The organism is Vibrio sp. MarTm2, assembly GCF_027587055.1.
Lineage (GTDB): Bacteria > Pseudomonadota > Gammaproteobacteria > Enterobacterales > Vibrionaceae > Vibrio > Vibrio sinaloensis_D.
In genome coordinates, this window is sequence record NZ_JAPPTK010000001.1 from 494,231 (window position 1) to 513,624 (window position 19,394).

At 46.7% G+C, this 19,394-nt stretch carries 19 protein-coding genes and 1 riboswitch; of the genes, 5 read left to right on the forward strand and 14 right to left on the reverse strand.

The window, feature by feature from the left end:
- Nucleotides 1–10: 10 nt before the first annotated feature.
- The 3 genes from OH458_RS02250 to apbC form a co-directional block, all read right to left on the reverse strand.
- Complete coding sequence (locus tag OH458_RS02250) at nucleotides 11–2,131, reverse strand: AsmA family protein (protein WP_269977139.1); 2,121 nt, start codon at nucleotides 2,129–2,131, stop codon at nucleotides 11–13.
- Nucleotides 2,132–2,279: 148 nt separating this feature from the next.
- A complete protein-coding gene (gene udk / locus OH458_RS02255; protein WP_269977140.1) occupies nucleotides 2,280–2,921 on the reverse strand; it encodes a uridine kinase in 642 nt (213 codons plus the stop codon).
- 246 nt (nucleotides 2,922–3,167) lie between these two features.
- Entirely contained in the window at nucleotides 3,168–4,241 is a 1,074-nt protein-coding gene (apbC, locus tag OH458_RS02260) for an iron-sulfur cluster carrier protein ApbC (RefSeq protein ID WP_269977141.1), read from the reverse strand.
- 156 nt (nucleotides 4,242–4,397) lie between these two features.
- Between apbC and metG the strand changes: the two genes are divergently transcribed.
- The 3 genes from metG (at nucleotide 4,398) to OH458_RS02275 (ending at nucleotide 8,078) form a co-directional block, all read left to right on the forward strand.
- A complete protein-coding gene (gene metG / locus OH458_RS02265) occupies nucleotides 4,398–6,458 on the forward strand; it encodes a methionine--tRNA ligase (RefSeq protein WP_269977142.1) in 2,061 nt (686 codons plus the stop codon).
- Between the two features lie 193 nt (nucleotides 6,459–6,651).
- Nucleotides 6,652–7,464, forward strand: coding sequence for a hypothetical protein (locus OH458_RS02270; RefSeq protein ID WP_269977143.1), 813 nt, complete (start codon nucleotides 6,652–6,654; stop codon nucleotides 7,462–7,464).
- A 134-nt stretch (nucleotides 7,465–7,598) separates the two neighbouring features.
- Nucleotides 7,599–8,078, forward strand: coding sequence for a DUF1456 family protein (locus OH458_RS02275; RefSeq protein WP_269977144.1), 480 nt, complete (start codon nucleotides 7,599–7,601; stop codon nucleotides 8,076–8,078).
- A gap of 90 nt (nucleotides 8,079–8,168) precedes the next feature.
- On the opposite strand, the gene udp is transcribed toward OH458_RS02275, so the two are convergent.
- The 4 genes from udp to nrtS form a co-directional block, all read right to left on the reverse strand.
- Nucleotides 8,169–8,927 carry a uridine phosphorylase gene (gene udp, locus OH458_RS02280; protein WP_005473409.1) on the reverse strand — a complete coding sequence of 253 codons (759 nt, stop codon included), beginning with the start codon at nucleotides 8,925–8,927 and terminating at the stop codon, nucleotides 8,169–8,171.
- Nucleotides 8,928–9,192: 265 nt separating this feature from the next.
- Nucleotides 9,193–11,499 carry a zinc/cadmium/mercury/lead-transporting ATPase gene (locus OH458_RS02285; RefSeq protein WP_269977145.1) on the reverse strand — a complete coding sequence of 769 codons (2,307 nt, stop codon included), beginning with the start codon at nucleotides 11,497–11,499 and terminating at the stop codon, nucleotides 9,193–9,195.
- A 132-nt stretch (nucleotides 11,500–11,631) separates the two neighbouring features.
- Nucleotides 11,632–12,048: a CBS domain-containing protein gene (locus tag OH458_RS02290; protein ID WP_269977146.1), complete on the reverse strand. Its 417-nt coding sequence runs from the start codon at nucleotides 12,046–12,048 to the stop codon at nucleotides 11,632–11,634.
- A 106-nt stretch (nucleotides 12,049–12,154) separates the two neighbouring features.
- Nucleotides 12,155–12,370, reverse strand: coding sequence for a nitrate/nitrite transporter NrtS (gene nrtS / locus OH458_RS02295; RefSeq protein ID WP_269977147.1), 216 nt, complete (start codon nucleotides 12,368–12,370; stop codon nucleotides 12,155–12,157).
- An 84-nt stretch (nucleotides 12,371–12,454) separates the two neighbouring features.
- Between nrtS and OH458_RS02300 the strand changes: the two genes are divergently transcribed.
- Nucleotides 12,455–13,411 (forward strand): diguanylate cyclase domain-containing protein, encoded by a 957-nt coding sequence (locus tag OH458_RS02300; protein ID WP_443088489.1) that lies wholly within the window; start codon nucleotides 12,455–12,457, stop codon nucleotides 13,409–13,411.
- A 50-nt stretch (nucleotides 13,412–13,461) separates the two neighbouring features.
- On the opposite strand, the gene moaE is transcribed toward OH458_RS02300, so the two are convergent.
- The 5 genes from moaE to moaA all read right to left on the reverse strand — a co-directional run bounded on the left by moaE (nucleotide 13,462) and on the right by moaA (nucleotide 16,243).
- Nucleotides 13,462–13,920, reverse strand: a complete 459-nt coding sequence (moaE, locus tag OH458_RS02305; RefSeq protein ID WP_038133857.1) for a molybdopterin synthase catalytic subunit MoaE — start codon at nucleotides 13,918–13,920, stop codon at nucleotides 13,462–13,464.
- A gap of 1 nt (nucleotide 13,921) precedes the next feature.
- Entirely contained in the window at nucleotides 13,922–14,167 is a 246-nt protein-coding gene (moaD, locus tag OH458_RS02310; RefSeq protein ID WP_269977148.1) for a molybdopterin synthase sulfur carrier subunit, read from the reverse strand.
- The gene (gene moaC / locus OH458_RS02315; protein ID WP_005473427.1) at nucleotides 14,164–14,643 is read right to left on the reverse strand and encodes a cyclic pyranopterin monophosphate synthase MoaC; all 480 of its coding nucleotides are present in this window, start codon (nucleotides 14,641–14,643) and stop codon (nucleotides 14,164–14,166) included. Before moaC ends, moaD begins: the two co-directional genes overlap by 4 nt.
- A 12-nt stretch (nucleotides 14,644–14,655) precedes the next feature.
- Complete coding sequence (gene moaB / locus OH458_RS02320; RefSeq protein ID WP_005473434.1) at nucleotides 14,656–15,168, reverse strand: molybdenum cofactor biosynthesis protein B; 513 nt, start codon at nucleotides 15,166–15,168, stop codon at nucleotides 14,656–14,658.
- Between the two features lie 85 nt (nucleotides 15,169–15,253).
- On the reverse strand, nucleotides 15,254–16,243 hold the full coding sequence (moaA, locus tag OH458_RS02325; protein WP_038213434.1) for a GTP 3',8-cyclase MoaA: 990 nt from the start codon (nucleotides 16,241–16,243) through the stop codon (nucleotides 15,254–15,256).
- Nucleotides 16,232–16,369, reverse strand: a riboswitch (molybdenum cofactor riboswitch). It overlaps the preceding gene by 12 nt.
- Nucleotides 16,370–16,546: 177 nt before the next feature.
- On the opposite strand from moaA, the gene yvcK reads away from it, so the two are divergent.
- A complete protein-coding gene (yvcK, locus tag OH458_RS02330; protein ID WP_269977149.1) occupies nucleotides 16,547–17,434 on the forward strand; it encodes a uridine diphosphate-N-acetylglucosamine-binding protein YvcK in 888 nt (295 codons plus the stop codon).
- Here yvcK and luxU read toward each other — a convergent pair.
- A complete protein-coding gene (gene luxU, locus OH458_RS02335) occupies nucleotides 17,420–17,764 on the reverse strand; it encodes a quorum-sensing phosphorelay protein LuxU (RefSeq protein WP_179944672.1) in 345 nt (114 codons plus the stop codon). The genes yvcK and luxU overlap by 15 nt on opposite strands.
- Before the next feature lie 2 nt (nucleotides 17,765–17,766).
- A complete protein-coding gene (gene luxO / locus OH458_RS02340) occupies nucleotides 17,767–19,161 on the reverse strand; it encodes a quorum-sensing sigma-54 dependent transcriptional regulator LuxO (RefSeq protein WP_005473429.1) in 1,395 nt (464 codons plus the stop codon).
- Between the last annotated feature and the right edge of the window lie 233 nt (nucleotides 19,162–19,394).

The window sequence follows — 19,394 nt, forward strand, 5'->3', positions numbered from 1 at the left end:
GGAGAACGGATTAGTTAAATAAGCCTTTAATCAAGCTATTTACTGCCTCTTTCGTTTTCTCATCTTTGATTTTATCGGTGAGCTTTTCAACGCCGCGGTCAATCTCTTTCTCCGCTTTCTGCTTTAAGACATCATCAAATACCAGCTTATATTTCGGCTCGGACCACTTGCCCGAAATATTAATTGGGATGGTAATATCTCTAAGCTCGTCAATGTCTTTACCGCCTTGACCTTCCAATGAACCAACAATCGACGTGCTGACGGTAAAATCAACCGTTTGCTGGATGTAGTTGGCTTCGCCGTTGCCGCGAATACGAAGAAGTGGCGAGTGCATGGTCAAATCATTGGTCGAAACATTACCCTTATTCAGCTTCAAGGTTGCTTTCATGGCGCTGAAGTCGGTTTTTTGTACGCCTTCCTTATCATCGAACTTTTCGCCTTTGATTTTGGCGTAATTCTCACGAATCAATTGAGCGACGTTGATACCATTGACCGCGCCATCGGCAAAGTCGATGACCATCGTCCCAACTAGGTTACTTTGAATCCCTGTTGGCGTGAGACTTTCGCCCTTGAGATCTACAGTAATATTGCCCGTACCTTCAAGCATGTCATTGTCAGCCACGTCTTTCAGTAGCGGCTGAACTTTAACGCCCTTGATCCGTTTTTCCACGGTGTACGTCGCAGGGCTCTTACGTGCGTCTAACTTTGCTTTTGCAGTAATCGAGCCTTGATAAAGGTTGGAGCTGAATGAGGTTAGCTCCGCGATACCACGCTTAACCGAGAAGCTCGCTTTAACATTTTGTAGGTGAGCATTGTTTGCCTTGAATTTATCAATCGTCATGTCACCTTTTACATCTAAGGTCTTCAAGGCGGATAAATCCGGCTCAACCTCTTCTGCTGGCGTGGCTGGCTTTGAATCATCAGAACCAGAGCTTGGGGCTTGCTCCTTATCTTGTGGAGCTTGGCCCAAACCAAGAAATTCATCCAAATCGATATTTGGACTGTGCAACGCGAAACGAACTTTAGGAATCTCTGCTAACGTCACGTCCGCTTTACCATCAAACGCCAAGGCATTCGCCGTCAGCGATTCGAGCACAAAACTCAAATGACTCTTATTGAGCTCAAAGGTTAAGTCTGAAGCCATGGCGACTTTCATTGGTGATTGCGGCAGCGCATCCCCTTCAAAGCTGGCATCCAAACTCATTTTATCGAGCACGACTTTGCTGATCGCTTCATCGACCGTTAATGTCGCTGCGCCAGTCATATCAATGCTGAGATCCGCCGCTTTGCCTTTAACTTCGTAACTCAACGAGTTAGCAGCATCAAATTCAAAGGTGTCTAGTGACAGTTTGATCGTGTCCATTTTCGTCGTGGCGTCACTAAAGCTGCTCTCTAACTTGATATTGCGCAGTGCGTATTTGGCAAAGCCCTTTGCAAGCTGGAATTCAGCATGGCCACTTGCGGCAAACTTTTGCTGATTTGTCTCACCTTTCGCGCCAAAGTTGGCTTTTACCCATTCATCAAACGCGAACTCAGATAAGCTGAGATTAACATCGTAAAGCTTGGTAAAACTTCCCGCCTGTAGGTCTTGAATTTCAACGCCAGCATTAGAGATGGTGACACCCGCTAATTGAATTGACCAATCAGACGTTGCTGACGCCGTTTCTGTGGCGCTTGGCTCTGTCGTTGAAGGGGCTTCTTGCGTAGATGGTTCTGCCGTTTGTGCTTGAGTTGACTGAGCCTTCGTCAACGTATCAATGTTTTTACGACCATCTTTGAGTGTTTCTAGCGATACCTGCGCACCATCCAGAACAACATTGCCAATTTCGAGTTGCTTGTTGAACAGCGGCGTAACTGAAACATCAATAACCACGCTATCAACTTTAAACATGTTGAGTTTGCTAAAGCCTTGTGGGTTTCTTAGCTCTGTTTGGCCTAACTCTAGACCAATCGATGGGAAAAATTGCCAGCTAATGTCCCCGTCAATGACCAACTCTAAACCAGTTTGAGCCTTTGCCTGCTCAATAATCATCGGTTTAAATTGATTTGGGTTCACCAATAAGACGAGAGCGAGAATCGCCCCCAAGATAGCAATGATGGGGATGGCAACAAAAAGGAACAGTTTCTTCATTCGCATTATCCTTGCTGTGTGAATTGATCCTGCTGTCCAGGACACAATCCCAAGTATAAATGATCACTTTGTTGTTCTAAGGACCATAAAAAGAAAGTGGCACCTAAAGTGCCACTTATCTCATAAAAAATAAAGTCTTCGTGATTGCTTAAGCACGCAGTAGTTTGGCGATGTGCGCTTTCAACACGTCAATCGCGATACGGTTCTTACCGCCACGTGGAACAATAATGTCTGCATATTGTTTTGATGGTTCAATGAACTGCATAAACATTGGACGTACTGTTTCTTGATACTGCTTAAGCACAGAGTCCATTGTACGACCACGCTCTTCAACATCGCGCTTAACACGGCGAAGCAAGCAAATGTCTAGTGGTGTGTCCATAAATACGGTTGCGTGCATTAAGTTACGTAGACGAGGGTCAGTTAACAGAAGAATACCTTCAAGAATGATCACCTTCTTTGGTGTCATGGTTGTCGTATTGTCAGTACGAGTGTGCTCAGTGTAGCTGTACTCAGGAACTTCAACCGCTTCACCTTTTACCAAGCTCTCTAGATGTTCGCAAAGCAAGTCATGATCGAGTGCGCTCGGGTGGTCGTAGTTCGTTTTAACACGCTCTTCCATGCTCAATTTGCTTTGATCGTTGTAGTAGCAATCTTCCGTAATCACACCAATTTGATGATCGCCCACTTTTGCACGCAGTTCGTTGTAAATAGTGCTAGCGATTAAACTTTTTCCAGAAGCAGACGCGCCAGCAATACCGACGATGACGCATTGATTATTATCAGACATTATTCTTGCACCCGATGAATGTTGATTGGTGTCATAAGCTAATACTAGCAGTGCTCGCTACTGTGAGCGCTGTGTACTAGGACAATTTTAGATAAACCGCCTGATTATAGGGAGTTCGGTCTGCAGTTACTAGTTGTGATTCGGCTCAATTTAGGAATTGGAATAAAAACGCCTAACGCAAACGATTACAAAGAATAAGAACCAAAAAGAGCGCTCAAAAAGCGCTCTTTTCTACGGCATTCACCCTTACTCAACCATGGTAAATTGAATGGATTCAGGCTTAGGCGTACCGTGCCAAAACATGCGAGAACACACGGACTCGGCCAAGGTTAAGTAACAGATTGAATGCTCTGAGTCTGGTCTTGCAACCACTGTTGGCATACCGCTGTCGATATCTTCACGCACATGAATATGCAACGGGACTTGAGCGAGCAAATCGAGACCGTATTCATTTGACATCTTTTCTGCCCCGCCCGCACCAAAGATGTGCTCTTTCTCACCACAGTGGCTGCAGATGTGGTAACTCATGTTCTCGACCAAGCCAATCACTGGAACGTCAACTTTATTGAACATGGCTGCGCCTTTGCGCGCATCTGCCAATGCTAAATCTTGCGGAGTCGTCACAATCACCGCGCCTGTAACAGGGACCTGCTGTGCAAGTGTTAATTGAATATCACCAGTGCCTGGTGGCATGTCTATGACAAGGTAATCTAAATCAGGCCATTCGGTTTCATTAAGCAATTGAGCCAAGGCTTTTGCGGCCATCGGTCCACGCCAAATTGCCGCTTCATCTTTGGAAACAAGGTAACCAATCGAATGAGTGTAGATTCCGTGGCAGGCTATCGGCTGCATCCATTTATTGTCTCTAACTTCAGGCGAAGCGTTCATCTGCCCTAGCATCATCGGCACTGACGGTCCGTAAATATCGGCATCGAGCAAGCCAACCTTGGCGCCAGAACGGGCGATGGCCAACGCAAGGTTCACGGATGTCGTTGATTTCCCTACGCCTCCCTTTGCCGAAGTCACCGCGATAATGTTTTTTACCCCTTTAACTTCTGCGGCAACATTGGTTTGCAACGCTTTTGGTGAAACCTCAATGTCGCAATGAAAAGCAGCAACTTCACCCTTTACCTGTTGGGATGAGATCCACTCAGCCAGATCTTGATCTAACTGGTTAGCAGCAAAAGGCAGTTGAATCTTAAAGCCATGGCTCGCTACCGAGACAATGTTGGGTGTTGATGCCCATTCAGGCGCTAGGCTTGAATGCTCAAATTGGTTTAACCAATCACAGAAATCTTGCTTTGAAGTGAACTGACGCATAGGTCCTCCTTATGCATCCAATCGTAACACTCCACCAGCCGATACTGAACCCTGAAAAAACTAAGGTATTCCGGTCTTTGATGCCTTGGAGTCACTGGTGGGATAAGGTAGTATTACTCTCTATTTTTTATACATCATTAGAAGCGATTATTAAGTATGGCAAACGATCCAAGAAAACTGCTGGTAACTTGTGCCCTTCCGTACGCTAATGGTTCGATTCACCTAGGTCATATGCTTGAGCACATTCAAGCTGACATTTGGGTTCGCTACCAACGCCTACGTGGCAACACTGTAAACTTCATCTGTGCTGACGATGCTCACGGCACACCAATCATGCTAAAAGCACAACAGATGGGAATTACGCCAGAAGAGATGATCGCTGCAGTAAGTGAAGAACACCAAAAAGACTTCGCTGGCTTCGATATTAGCTTCGACAACTACCACAGCACGCACTCAGAAGAGAACCGTGAGCTAGCTTCTCACATCTATCTAGAGCTTAAGAAAAATGGCTTCATCTCAAGCCGTACGATTTCTCAGCTATTTGACCCTGAAAAAGAGATGTTCCTACCGGATCGTTTCGTAAAAGGTACCTGTCCTAAGTGTAAGTCTGAAGACCAATACGGCGACAACTGTGATAACTGTGGTGAGACGTACAGCCCGACTGAACTGATTGATCCGAAATCAGCAGTTTCTGGCGCGACGCCAGTAATGAAAGATTCTGAGCACTTCTTCTTCGACCTGCCTCAGTTTGAAAGCATGCTACAAGAGTGGACTCGCTCTGGTTCGCTTCAATCTGAAACAGCAAACAAGATGCAAGAGTGGTTTGAGTCTGGTTTACAACAGTGGGATATCTCACGTGATGCGCCTTACTTCGGCTTTGAGATCCCAGGCGAAAAAGACAAATTCTTCTACGTATGGCTAGATGCCCCTATCGGCTATATGGGTTCATTCAAAAACCTATGTGACAAGCGTGATGACCTAGATTTCGATGAGTACTGGAAAAAAGACAGCACAACTGAGCTTTACCACTTTATCGGTAAAGACATTGTTTACTTCCACTCTCTATTCTGGCCTGCAATGCTCGAAGGTTCTGGTTTCCGCAAGCCTGATAACGTATTCGTACACGGCTACGTAACGGTAAACGGCGCTAAGATGTCTAAATCGAAAGGCACGTTCATCAAAGCGGCAACATACCTAGATCACCTAGATCCAGAGTGTCTACGTTACTACTACGCAGCTAAGCTAAACAGCCGTATCGATGACCTAGACCTTAACCTTGAAGACTTCACTCAGCGCGTTAACGCTGACGTAGTAAACAAGATTGTTAACCTAGCATCTCGTAACGCTGGCTTCATCACTAAGCGCTTTGAAGGCAAGCTATCTGCTAACTTTGCAGAGCCTGAGCTATACAACGAGTTCACAGCAGCAGCTGACCGCATCGCAGAGCTTTACGAGACTCGTGAGTTTGGTCGTGCTATCCGTGAAATCACTGCCCTAGCAGATAAAGCAAACCAATACGTTGATGAGAAAGCACCGTGGGTTGTGGCGAAAGAAGAAGGTAAAGACCAAGAGCTACAAGACATTTGTTCTGTTGGTATCAACCTATTCCGCGTGCTGATGACTTACCTAAAACCGGTAATGCCAGAGCTTGCTGCACGTACTGAAGCGTTCCTAAACGAAGAGCTAACTTGGGAAGGCATCGCTGCACCGCTGACTGGTCACGAAATCACTAAGTTCAAAGCCCTATTCAACCGCATCGATCCTAAGAAGGTTGAAGCGATGATTGAAGCGTCTAAAGAAGATGCAGCAGCAGAAGTTGCAGCAAAAGAAGCGGCAGAAGCAGCGAAGAACAAAGCAAGCCAAACGGAACTAGACAAAGATCCTATCGCAGAAGAGATTGAGTTTGATGCTTTCGCAGCCGTTGATATGCGTATCGCGCGCATCATCTCGTGTGAAGAAGTGCCAAAAGCAAACAAGCTGCTTAAGTTCCAATTGGACATCGGCGGTGAAACTCGTCAAGTGTTCTCTGGCATTAAGTCAGCGTACAAACCTGAAGAGCTGGAAGGCAAGCTAACCGTAATGGTAGCGAACCTAAAACCTCGTAAGATGAAATTTGGTATGTCTGAAGGCATGATCCTAGCCGCTGGCCCAGGTGGCAGCGACCTATGGATTCTTGAGCCGCACGAAGGCGCACAACCAGGCATGCGTGTGATGTAATCACAAACCAACCAATTGAAAGCCCTGCTCTTTGAGTGGGGCTTTTTTTACTCCCTACAACGGTGCTCTCTGCACCATCACAGTTCAATCACCCTCTCAAATAAAAACATAAGCTACTGAATAATAACAATTAAATTTATGGCACCAAATCTGCTCTACCACTTGATAGGTAAACCATTACAAGGAGTTGGTTATGCTTGTTGTCTATTCACTGATTGTTTCATTGGCCGTTTTAGCGGCACTTTTCCACTTTTCTCGTCAGCGCCACAGCGGTCTAGAACGTAAGTTCGACACACTAGTTTTACTTAGACAGCTGATGCAGCTGTGCCGAAAGCACAGATCCTTGACCCATCAAGCCCTTTCGAACCAACAAACACAAACCGTGAAGGCGCAATTGGATGGTGTTTGCGACGCTATGCTCGATTATTCCAACCAATTGATTGCCAATGCACCGTTTGAAAACAAGCCCATGTATCGCATTCTCCAACTGAAGCTAAAGTCGCTATATAAAGATTGGGATCAACGAAGCGTTGCTCGTAACCAAGTGATTCATGGCAAAACCATTCGCCATTGCATGTTTTTAATGGACGAGATAGCCATCGCTTGGTTGATTGAGTCCGGACGCGAAGACGTCAGCGATGAGTACCATATGAATTGGCAGCAAGTACTTGATAGCATGGAAGTGCTCACTCAGCTTAGAATCTCGATTCAAGACAGGAGCTACCCAGAAGGAGAACTGCGCGTGAAATACTACTGCGACAAAACCAAGCGCAAGCTCAACCAGCTCTCCTTGGTGAGTCCGCTATCGGTTGCGTCTCCGACAAGCTCCAAAGCCATGCATATTCTCACTGAAATCCACGCCAGTGACACAATTACCGCAAGCAATGATGACCTGTACCAATTAACGACAGATATCTCATTAATCATCTCGCAGGTATATGACCAAATGCTATCGGAGATGACTGAAAGCCTCTATCAGCCACTGCCTAAGATCACGCTCGCTTAGTCTCTACGACTTTAGGGCTCAGGCCAATCTCGGCTTGAGCTCAATTTCTCACTATCCACCATGCCGCAACTTTGCTAAAGTCCTCCCCGACAAAACCAGGTCAACTCGACCTCATAGACCTAAGAGCACCCACTGTGACTAACAACGAAATCCTGCGCCGTATCCAACATTCATTGAATCTCAAACCTGCACAAATCGTAAAGGCATTTGAGCAAGTGGATTCACCTATCGCACCAAACCAAGTCAATGACTGGTTAAAAGCTGACTCTGATAAGTCGGCAACGAAAATGAAAGATAAAGAACTGGCGCTATTTCTAAACGGATTTATCAACCTAAAGCGTGGGAAAAAAGAAGGCGAACAACCTAAGCCTGAACATAAGCTAACCAACAACATGATTTTTATGAAGTTGCGTATCGCGCTTAACATGAAAGCGGAAGATGTACTAGACGTACTGGAGTTAATGGGCGTGAGCTTAAGCAAATATGAGGTTGGTGCTTACTTCCGCAAACCGAACAATAAGAATTACAAAGCGTGTGACGATCAACTGCTGTGCGATTTCTTAAACGGCGTGCAGTTTACCAACCGCCCAGATTCAGAAGAGTTTGTTGCGTAACTGACCGCTGAATTTGAAGACTAAAAAACCTCAATCTGGCTGACCATGATTGAGGTTTTTTCTATTGGGTCGCGTTAACTAGCGCGAGCCTTAAAGCATTTTACGAGCCGCTTCTACAACCACTTTGATTGAGCGTGCTTCAGTCTCTTTTAGCGTTGAGTGATCTGGGATCTCTTTCTGCGTACGGTTGATAATAACGCCCGCGACACAGCCTGCTTTCAGACCAGAGCTTGCACACATAGTAAGCAGCGTTGCTGACTCCATTTCAAAGTTCAGTACGCCCATGTCTTGCCATTCTTGCATCGAACCTTGGAAACGCTTAACAACGCGGCCAGAGAAAGTGTCGTAACGCTCTTGACCTGGGTAGAAGGTATCGCTTGAAGCAGTAACACCCATGTGCACTGTTGCGCCAGACTCTTCAACCGCGGCTTTCATCGCTGTAGCTACTTCAAAGTCTGCTACTGCTGGGAACTCCATTGGAGCGAAATGCAAGCTCGCACCATCTAGACGAACAGAACCCGTTGATACGATCATATCACCCACGTTTACGTGAGGCTGAATCGCGCCAGTTGTACCAACACGTAGGAAAGTACGAACACCAAGTTGAGCTAGCTCTTCAACTGCGATAGATGTAGAAGGACCGCCGATACCGGTTGAACAAACGACAACTGGCTTACCTTCAAGCTCAGCTCGGTAAAGCGTGTATTCACGGTGACTTGCTAGAAAAACAGGGTTCTCCATTTCTTCAGCAATTTTTTGAACACGCGCAGGATCACCAGGAATAATCGCTAATGTTGCACCAGCAAGATCTTCTTGGGTAACACCTAGGTGGAATACAGCTTGAGACATAGGGGGCTCCTTATTGAGGTGAAATCCGTTCTTTCTTCGAACACCGGTTTCACTCTATAAATTCATCGGGTACAGGAATACTCTAACCAACTCCTCAAAAATAAAGAGTGACGCAACTCACAACTACATGAGTAACAAATTATGACATTGCAAGTAAAACCGGTTTGCATCACACTTTTTAGTAAATTGGCGACGTGAGTTGCATAAAAAATAACCCTCTCATCAAATGGGAGGGTTATTGTGCAGATGAATGAAACGGGGATGACTATGCGTCTTGGCTCGATTTAAATTTAAGCAACCTTAACGCATTGAGTGTCACTATCGCCGTCGCGCCACTATCTGCTAACACCGCCACCCAAAGTCCCGTAATACCAAGCAAACTGGTGATAAGAAACACACCTTTAAGACCCAAGGCTAACGCAACGTTTTGTCGAATATTGTTAAGTGTTGCACGCGAGAGTTCAATCATCCCTGCCAACTCCAATAAACGGTTATGAGTGATCGCAGCGTCTGCTGTTTCCAATGCCACATCGGTGCCTCCGCCCATCGCAATACCAATACTGGCGGCTTTCATTGCAGGCGCATCATTGATGCCATCCCCCACCATCGCCACGTTGGCATTTGCCGAGAGTTGCTCAACATAAGTCACTTTATCTTGCGGCAGCAGGCTCGCTTTGTAGTCAATATCGATCATTGAACTGATCGCTGAGGCACTTCTGGGGTTGTCGCCCGTCAACATGACGGCGTTAATACCTAACGCCTTGAGTGCTTTGACCGCCTGAGCTGAATCATCACGCAGCGTATCTTGCCAAGCGATGAGCCCAATCACTTGGTTCTCTCCAGCAGTCGCAACAACCACAGTCTTACCTTGCGCTTCCAATTGACCAACCAGGTTGTCAATATCAGGGTCGAGTGTCATCGTCAGTTTACTTGGCGCAATCACTTGGTAAAGAATCCCCTCGATATAACCTTGAACGCCACTTCCTACCAGCGCTTGCTTACTTTCTGCTTCGACTATGTCGATTCCGAGAGCATCCGCTTTGCATACCACGGACTTCGCAAGAGGATGGCTTGATCCAACTTCAATCGCCGCCACTTTTCCGAGAAGCTGTTGTTCGCTCCAGCCGTTTAGAGGCAATATGTCCGTCACCTCTGGTTGCCCCTTGGTCAAGGTTCCAGTCTTATCAAACGCTACTGTTTCTATTTTACCCAACTGCTCAAGTGCCGCGCCACCTTTGATCAGCGCCCCTCGACGAGCCGCCGCCGCGAGACCAGATGTAATGGCCGCAGGCGTCGATATCACCAAGGCACAAGGACATGCAATCAGAAGCAGCGCCAGGCCGCGATACACCCATGTTTCCCAAGGCTGAGCAAACAACAAAGGTGGCGTAATGATGACAAGAAGCGCCACCACCATCATTAATGGTGTGTACCAGCGGCTAAATTTATCAAGGAAGCGCTCTAGTGGTGCTTTGCGAGATTCGGCTTCTTCAATAAGATGAAGAATACGATCAATTGCGTTTTCGCCCTGCTTAGAGGTGATGGTAAAGCGTACTACGCGATCCACTACCACAGCTCCAGCCATGACTGACTGACCTTCAAAACGCTCAACGGGTAGTGATTCTCCGGTAAGTGCGCTCTCATCAAAGCTTGCCACTTCACCCAATAACTGACCGTCAGCGGGCAAACGTGCACCGGGCGAAACCTCGATAATATCACCGGGTTGCAGTTCACTGGCCGAGACTTCCACTCGTTGGCCGTCAATAATCTGAATCGCGTTTTCCGGTACTAACTCCATCAAAGACTGAACGCCGCTTCTCGCCCTAGACGCAGCAAACGCTTCTAAACGTTCGCCAATTAAAAACAGCAGCAAAACCATGGCAGCTTCAACGGTTTCACCAAGATACAATGCGCCAAGAGCCGCAACACTCATGAGCGTTTCTATCGCGAAAGGCGTGCCCGATTTCGCCAATGACACGGCTTGTTTAGCAATAGGATAGAGACCCGCCAAGCAGGTAAGCACGAATAACCACTCACTTACTTGAGGCAAAGTAGGCTTGATAAGCGCAGCAACCAACATCGCGATGGCGATGCTTAATATTTGACCATTGCCATCGATAAGTTTGGCTAACCCCTGCTTTGGCACTGCTTCGGGTTTGGTTGGGCTCGAGAATGAAAAGCCCGCGTCTTGGATGGCTTTCTCAACGTGTTGGGCAACATTTTGGTGATTGGTTTTCACCACCAGTTTCTCGGTGGCAAATAACACTTTTGCTTCGACAATGCCTTCAATCTTGCTAACTGCAGATTCGATTTTTCGCGCACAGGATGGGCAATCCATCCCATTCACTTTCCAGCTGTGAGTATAGATAGCCTCTATTGAGGCACCGGACTCACTTTCTTCATCAGACGGATCGCCACCGCTACTGCAAGTATTGGATCCACAACAGTCTGATTCGGTTTGTGGCACTCCTGCCATCTGTATACTGGCAATTTTCGGGCTAGAGCAAGAACCCACTTGTGAAGGATTGACCGCAATTTTGCTAGAGCAGCAGGCGTTATGTTTAGTGCACATAATTGTATCTCCCTTTTCTATATACCTTCATCTTAAACCTTAGAGTCGACTCCAAGGTCAAATACTTTTTACGAATTGGAGAGAACGAAAAAAGGCGCACCAGGCGCCTTTCATATAACTAGGCACGCCTCGCTATACAGGGTGCTTGAAACAATCATCAATGTTTTTGCCAATCGCTCGAAGCACATCTCGACGAGTAATAATGCCGACAAGCTTCCCATTATCGATTACTGGATAGACCTTAGGCTTACCGACTGTCATCATTTCCGCTAATTCAATGATGGATGTATCAGACGTCACCGACAGCACTTCCGAATGCATACAGTCAGATACAATGTGAGTATCTTGGCAGTAGTAAGACACCTTGATCAGTTTATCGAGTAGGTCTTGTCCTGATAAAAAGCCGATGACTTCTTTTTTTTCATTAATCACCGGACCGCCTAGGTAACGAGAGTCGAGTACCTTTTCTAAAGCGGCACTCAATGACATATCAGGGGAAAACGTCACTGCTTGCAGTGTCATGTAGTCTTTTACTTTTAATGATTCCATTTATGTCTCCTTAACGTGCAAGCTACGCTGCTGATACTGTAATTGTTGTCTAATTTCTTGATTTTACTAAATGGAAATCACCAATTTTTACAATTGCTATTACCTATCAACTTTTTAGTGACTCATTTTTCTTCTCGATTTCTCGTTGTGTAAACCAACTGCTGACAAGGGAAACAGCAAAAGGAACGCAGTAAGTTAGAATCACTTTAAACCAGTTCAGGCTTAATCCTGAGACCATTGCGTCCCCTTGATTGATAAGGTTGAGCAGAGTCCCTACCACCACAGCAATAATTATTGACCTTTTAATCACTTGAGCACTCACAAATACAACCTCCGTATGATCACGATGTACTCTAAACTGTCTAAACTATAGGTAGGATTGATAAAACCAGTAAAGGCGGGCTGAGTGAATTCTACTTTTTCAAAGGCGATTGCCACGAATCCAAGCATGATCAATTCGGTGTTTGAGTCGTTGCCCGAACCTACTTTTCTGATCAATAAATCGGGGATTTATGTCGAAGCGTGGGGCGGCAGGGATACAAAACGCCATCACAATCCAGACGCGCTGGTAGGTCTTACGCAATACCAAGTACTTCCGGCAGACAAAGCGGTATGGTTTAGCCAGGTGATCGTAGACGTCGTAGAAAGCCAAAAACCCGCAGAACTTGAATATTCGCTCGATCCCACAGATTTATCCTGTTTCGACGGTGTCGAAGGGCCGACCGATGTCCAACACTTTAGTGCGCTCGTCATTCCACTGCCCAATACCGATCTGGTGCTTTGGACAGTAAGAAACATCACGGAGTACAAGCGCGCACTCGATACATTGGCTCGCCAACAGCTTGAACTTGAAAAGCTCACCTACATGGATCATTTGACCCAACTGTACAATCGATATGCACTCGATGTGCTGTTGCCTGATGCCATAGAACTAACTCACCTACGCCAGACACACTCCGCCATTCTGATGATAGATATCGATTGCTTTAAGCAGTACAACGACCACTATGGTCACATTCAAGGCGATCGCGCGTTAATCGCCATCGGCCAAGCGATTCAGTGTTGGGCAGGTTCCAATGATCTCTGTTTTCGCTATGGAGGTGATGAGTTTCTTGTCTATCTATCTGGACTCAGCCAAGACGACTCCCTCATACGGGCTAAAACGCTCAGGCAGTCAATTTTGGATTTGAACATCCCCCACGAGGCATCAAGTGTCGCAAATCACGTGACCATCACCATTGGCATCAAGTTCAATCAGGCAACCGACACCCATACCACCGCAGAAAAGATTGTAGCATTGGCCGACAAAGCGCTGTTTCATGCAAAAAATCAGCAGCGCGGTACTATCCACCAGCTTACGTGAAATCAAAAAAGCCCTCCACGAAGGGAGGGCTCATCAAAGGCATCGTCAATTTATTTTTCTGTCCAACGCTCGGCAGCTTTTGCATCTGAGTCGCGAGACTCGACCCAGCGTGTTGCGTCGGTTGTCCGCTCTTTCTTCCAAAACGGAGCCTTGGTCTTCAAATAATCCATAACAAACTCACACGCTTCGAAAGCAGCGCCACGATGGGCACTAGACACGCCAACAAATACAATTTGATCGCCGATATCCAAATCCCCAACGCGATGAATCACACGCATGTTCAAGATTGGCCAGCGCTGCTCTGCTTGATCACAAATATCACCCAGCGCCTTTTCGGTCATTCCTGGGTAGTGCTCCAACGATAAGCCAGTGACATTATCACCCAAATTCATATCGCGAACTTTACCCGTAAAAGTGACAACCGCACCTGCCGAAGTCCCTTGCGCAAGGGCGTCGTATTCGGCGCCGACAGAAAAATCTGCCGTTTGAACAGAAATACGCTTATCCATGTTAGCCACCCGTGACTGGAGGGAAAAAGGCGACTTCGTCTCCTTCGGTTAACGAATGGTCAAGCGGCACAATAGATTGATTTACCGCAGCAAGCAGCTTGCCAGGCTCAAGAGCAAGATCCCACTTGCCTTCTTGTGTCGCAAGATGAGCACGCAGCGCTTCTACTGTCTCAAACTGGCTCTCCACTTCGATTTCATCCACGCCTACGAGTTCACGAGTCTGTGCGAAGAAAAGTACTTTAATCATGCATCCACCTTAAAGTGTCCTGACTTTCCACCTGTTTTTTCGAGCAAACGAACCTGACCGATCACCATGTCTTTTTGTACCGCTTTACACATGTCGTAAATAGTCAGCGCCGCAACCGAAGCCGCAGTGAGCGCTTCCATCTCAACACCCGTTTTACCGGCAAGCTTACACACAGATTCAATTCGAACCATGTTTTCAGCTTCAATCGCCTCAAGTTGTACTTCTACTTTAGAAAGCAGCAATGGGTGACAAAGCGGAATCAGGTCCCATGTTTTCTTCGCCGCCTGGATACCGGCAATTCGAGCCGTCGCGAACACGTCCCCTTTATGATGAGAACCAGAAACAATCAACTGCAATGTCTCAGGAGCCATGTGGACGAAGGCTTCAGCGCGCGCTTCGCGAACGGTTTCTGCTTTCGCTGACACGTCGACCATATTGGCTTCGCCCGACGCATTGATGTGCGTAAATTCGCTCATACTGTCCCTCACTTATACCGATAGGTGAGGCATAAAGTTACATGGACGATGGCTTGCATCCAGCTGCTGCTTGATGATCTTCGTCCAGCCCGTGCGACAAGCACCCGTAGACCCTGGCATAGCAAAAATCACCGTATGGTTAGCAAATCCAGCAATTGCACGTGACTGAATCGTCGACGTGCCGATCTCTTCGTATGACACCATACGGAACAACTCACCAAATCCTTCCACTTCTTTGTCGAACAGTGGTTTCAGCGCTTCTGGCGTGCTATCACGCGAGGTAAAGCCCGTGCCACCTGTAATCATAATGGCTTGAACATTTTCGTCAGCGATCCATTGAGAAACAATCGCGCGGATTTTGTACATATCATCGATGACGATCTGCTTGTCCACAACGTTGTGACCCGCTTCTTTCGCGTGTTCAACAAGATAGCCGCCCGAGGTATCATTTTCTTCGGTACGTGTGTCCGACACCGTCAATACGGCGATGTTTGCTGGTTGAAATTTGCTCTCTGCGTGACCCATTGTTCACCTACCTGTAGTCAATTTGTTCTGATTTGGCCAAGTACAACGCTTAACCAAGATAAAGATAATAACGTGTTGTCAGTGATTAGCCGCCGATAGACGCAAGATGTGGCGTCATACCGGAGTTTCCATCGTGCAGGAAGTGACTGACGGATTTTGTTTGTAACTGTTCTTGGATGCGTTGAATCAACGCATCTTCTTGTGAGTCTTGCTGAAGCAGGTCGCGTAACTCAACGCCATGATCGCCAAACAAGCATAAATGCAGCTTACCCTTAGCGGAGACACGAAGTCGGTTGCAACTCTCACAAAAGTCTTTTTCGTAAGGCATGATCAAGCCAATCTCACCTTGATAATCTGGGTGGACAAACACTTGAGCGGGACCATCGTTGTTCGCACGAACCTTCAGAAGCCAACCGTTCGCAATCAGTTGATTACGAATCGCTACGCCAGAAACGTGGTGCTTGTGGAACAGTTCATCCATCTCCCCGGTCTGCATCAGTTCAATAAAACGCAGTTGAATTGGACGATGTTTGATCCAGTTGAGAAAGGCGGGCAGCTCATTGGCGTTGAGATCTTTCATCAACACGACATTGACTTTGACTTGTTCGTACCCGACTTCAAACGCGCGATCAATCCCCGACATCACTTCAGAGAATTTATTCTCACCCGTAATTTGATAGAACATGCGAGGATCTAAGCTGTCAACGCTGACATTAATGTGCGTCAGCCCAGCTTGCTTCCAGTCAGCGACCTGCTTTTCCATCCGATAGCCATTTGTCGTCGTCGCGACTTTGGTGATACCGGGTGTTTCAGACACCGTATGGATAATATCGTTGAAGTCTTTACGCAGGCTTGGCTCACCACCGGTGATGCGGACTTTTGACGTACCACAATCAGCGAACGCGCGAACGACGCGCTTAATTTCAGGTACGGATAAAAAAGACGAGTTTTTCTGCCCCGATGGTTTATAGCCATCAGGCAAGCAATATGTGCATTTAAAGTTACAAACGTCAGTAACGGAAAGACGCAAGTAATAAAACTTGCGATGAAATTTATCTTCGAATTGTTGCGCCACGGAACACCTTTCCAAACACGGGAGGCAACGTCATTTCCAACCTTGCCCTTGTGACAACTTGTCACTGGCTCTACACGCTTATTTATTTACAAACTTAGCCCGCAGAGCTCGGAGTTATGGCAACTGGTTCGCGTAATATGTACACCACCAGCAGCTGTCGAGTAAAATACTTAATATTCGTGCGTGTTTCTACCCTCGAGGTCAAAAAAACATGCACGTAACTCAAAATACCTCGTTTTGAGTATCTCCTATTAATACAATATTCTAAATTGTAGTTGGTTATAAAAAAATAAGACGAAAATAATGACTTTGTATTCAAGCAAAAAAGTGGTGGCGATCGGCGGTGGGCATGGCCTTGGTCGTATTCTTGCGGCTTTAAAAGACTTTGGCGAGAACGCAACGGGAATCGTTGCAACCACAGACAACGGCGGCTCTACTGGCCGAATCCGCAGCTGCCAAGGCGGCATAGCATGGGGCGATACGCGTAACTGCATTAATCAGTTGATTACCGATCCTTCCATCAGTTCAATGATGTTTGAATACCGTTTCAAAGGCTCGGGTGAACTTGATGGCCATAATTTGGGTAACCTCATGCTCACCGCATTAGACAACTTATCAGTACGTCCTCTCGATGCCACAAACCTAATCCGCAACATGCTCAGAGTGGATGTAAATATCATTCCGATGTCTGAACATCCTTCAGATTTAAAAGCGCTATCGACTGAAGGACACTGGGTGACTGGCGAAACCAGTGTTGATGAGATGCCTGAGAAATTGGTTAGGCTTGATTTGGAGCCAGAAGTCCCTGCGACAAAAGAAGGCGTGATCGCCATTGAGCAAGCGGATGCCATTATTCTTGGTCCGGGCAGTTTTTTGACCAGTATTATGCCGCCATTACTCCTGTCAGAAGTTGGTCGCGCAATCGCCAATAACAAGAAAGCTCAGCTTATATTCGTTGAGAACTTATCGCCTGAGTTCGGGCCCGCCGGTAAAATGAGTTTACGTGAAAAACTGGAATGGTGCGAGCGAGCCTGCCAAGGCCGACAGATAGACGTGGTGCTCGGCGAAGAAGCGCACCCTGAACTAGAAGAGTGGAACTGTGTCACCACACCGCTCGCTTCACCCAATCGAGACTGGCGTCATGACCGAGACAAATTGCATGACGCCATTGATGCCTTACTGAGAAACTAAACGCTGATAGTGCGATTCGGTTTCACTCAGTAGATCAATCATTTTGTCTCGGCTGCTGTTTGGATCAAACGATTGACCGGCTTTTGCCATAGAATCCAACTCTATGGCATAAGCACACAGCACCTCAGCCCCAAAGCTCGCAGCACTACTTTTGAGTGCATGACTGATCTCTTTTAGATAAGACACCACATCCAAGCTCGAATCATCAGTCAGCTTGCTTTTGTACTGAGCTAGCTCGCCTAAGAATATATCAAGGAGAATGGGGACATTGTCCGCGCCAATCTCGCTGGCCAAACGCTCAATTTTCTCTTTGTTTAATACATCCATGATAATTACTGTGTTTCCTTCAAATTCCATGATTGCAGCTTGCGATAGATGGTCGATGGACTGACATCCAAATAGCCCGCCGCTTTAGGGATATTGCCATCACATGCCTTAATAGCTTGCTCAATGGCTCGCTTTTCTGTTAACCAAAGTGGAAAAATGTCTTGCACTGAAAACTCATCAGACACAGGCAAATCAACCCGAATTTGGTTCTCCGTCGGTTTGTTTAATGGCGGAGGCAACATAGACAAATCAATTTCCTTGCCATTATTGAGCACCACAACATTGCGCAGCACATTTTGCAATTGGCGCACATTTCCTGGCCACTCGTAGCTGGCAAATCGATCCACTACCTGCGGAGACAAGCGGACGAAATCCTTACCTTCTTCTTTTGACATAAAGCCCAGCAGCGAATAGGCAATTTCAATGATGTCGTCACCGCGCTCGCGCAATGGTGGCAAATGAAGCGGGATAACATATAAACGGTAGTACAAGTCTTCCCTAAAACGTCCCTCCTCCACTTCTTTCCAAGGGTCACGGTTGGTCGCGCACACAAAACGAACATCCACGCTTTTCATTTTAGATGATCCCACCTTCTGGAAGGTACCGGTCTGAATAAAACGCAAAAGCTTGGTCTGTAAGTCGAGATCCATTTCGCACAACTCATCAAGAAAAAGAGTTCCGCCATCGGCCAGTTCAGCCGCTCCTTGACGATCGGTCGCGGCACCGGTAAATGCCCCTTTAACGTGACCGAACAGTTCACTTTCAATCAAGTCTTTTGGAATCGCAGCACAGTTAATCGCGATAAACGGTTTATCACCGCGCTTGCTGGTTGCATGGATCGCTTCTGCACACACCTCTTTACCCGTACCGCTCTCACCAGTGATGAAGATGCTGGCTTTACTCGACGCCGCAGAGTCAATGGTTCGATAAACGGCCTGCATTGTCTGACTACTACCGATAAACCCTTGATAACCCTGGTTACCTGGATAGTCAGCCTCGTTTTTCAACTTACTCGCTTTGCGTAATGCATTGTTGACGGTGACACGTAGTCGGTCGGCTTCACAGGGCTTGATTAAGAAATCCTGTGCGCCGTGACGCATCGCCTCTACCGCCGTATCGATAGAGCCATGCGCGGTCATAAATACAACTGGCACGTCTGGGTTTTTCTTTTTCACCGCGTAAAGTACATCCATCCCTGTCATATCGGGAAGACGCAAATCAAGGAGAATAAGGTCGGGGGTTCGAAAATTAAGACTTTCGATTGCATCCCGTCCTGTACCGACAATATTGATGTCGATGCAAAGCGGGGTTAGATAGGAGCGATAAAGAGCCGCGACAGACGCGGTATCCTCAACCATCAGCAAATATTTTGCGTTCTGATTATCTGTGTGTTCTTGCATAGCCTAGCCAATTATTATTTTGCAATTTGTTAAATGATTGCATTGCGCTTTGCATTTTGCAAATTGATTGGGCTGTTTTGGCAAAAATTAGTAGGAATTTGGATGAATCACGCACAATATTTGTGGCACGGTATCTGCTAAAAGTACTATGACCCTCATGGGTCACCTAGCCAACTGACGTTGTTAGTGAATGTATTATTCACAAATTACAGCCAATAGATACCTTATCTATT

Excerpts from the sequence above, each read along its gene's own strand:
- OH458_RS02250 (WP_269977139.1), bottom strand. The coding sequence starts at position 2,131 with ATGAAGAAACTGTTCCTTTTTGTTGCCATCCCCATCATTGCTATCTTG.
- udk (WP_269977140.1), bottom strand. The coding sequence starts at position 2,921 with ATGTCTGATAATAATCAATGCGTCATCGTCGGTATTGCTGGCGCGTCT.
- apbC (WP_269977141.1), bottom strand. The coding sequence starts at position 4,241 with ATGCGTCAGTTCACTTCAAAGCAAGATTTCTGTGATTGGTTAAACCAA.
- metG (WP_269977142.1), top strand. The coding sequence starts at position 4,398 with ATGGCAAACGATCCAAGAAAACTGCTGGTAACTTGTGCCCTTCCGTAC.
- OH458_RS02270 (WP_269977143.1), top strand. The coding sequence starts at position 6,652 with ATGCTTGTTGTCTATTCACTGATTGTTTCATTGGCCGTTTTAGCGGCA.
- udp (WP_005473409.1), bottom strand. The coding sequence starts at position 8,927 with ATGTCTCAAGCTGTATTCCACCTAGGTGTTACCCAAGAAGATCTTGCT.
- OH458_RS02285 (WP_269977145.1), bottom strand. The coding sequence starts at position 11,499 with ATGTGCACTAAACATAACGCCTGCTGCTCTAGCAAAATTGCGGTCAAT.
- OH458_RS02290 (WP_269977146.1), bottom strand. The coding sequence starts at position 12,048 with ATGGAATCATTAAAAGTAAAAGACTACATGACACTGCAAGCAGTGACG.
- moaE (WP_038133857.1), bottom strand. The coding sequence starts at position 13,920 with ATGGATAAGCGTATTTCTGTTCAAACGGCAGATTTTTCTGTCGGCGCC.
- moaD (WP_269977148.1), bottom strand. The coding sequence starts at position 14,167 with ATGATTAAAGTACTTTTCTTCGCACAGACTCGTGAACTCGTAGGCGTG.
- moaC (WP_005473427.1), bottom strand. The coding sequence starts at position 14,643 with ATGAGCGAATTTACGCACATCAATGCGTCGGGCGAAGCCAATATGGTC.
- moaB (WP_005473434.1), bottom strand. The coding sequence starts at position 15,168 with ATGGGTCACGCAGAGAGCAAATTTCAACCAGCAAACATCGCCGTATTG.
- yvcK (WP_269977149.1), top strand. The coding sequence starts at position 16,547 with ATGACTTTGTATTCAAGCAAAAAAGTGGTGGCGATCGGCGGTGGGCAT.
- luxO (WP_005473429.1), bottom strand. The coding sequence starts at position 19,161 with ATGCAAGAACACACAGATAATCAGAACGCAAAATATTTGCTGATGGTT.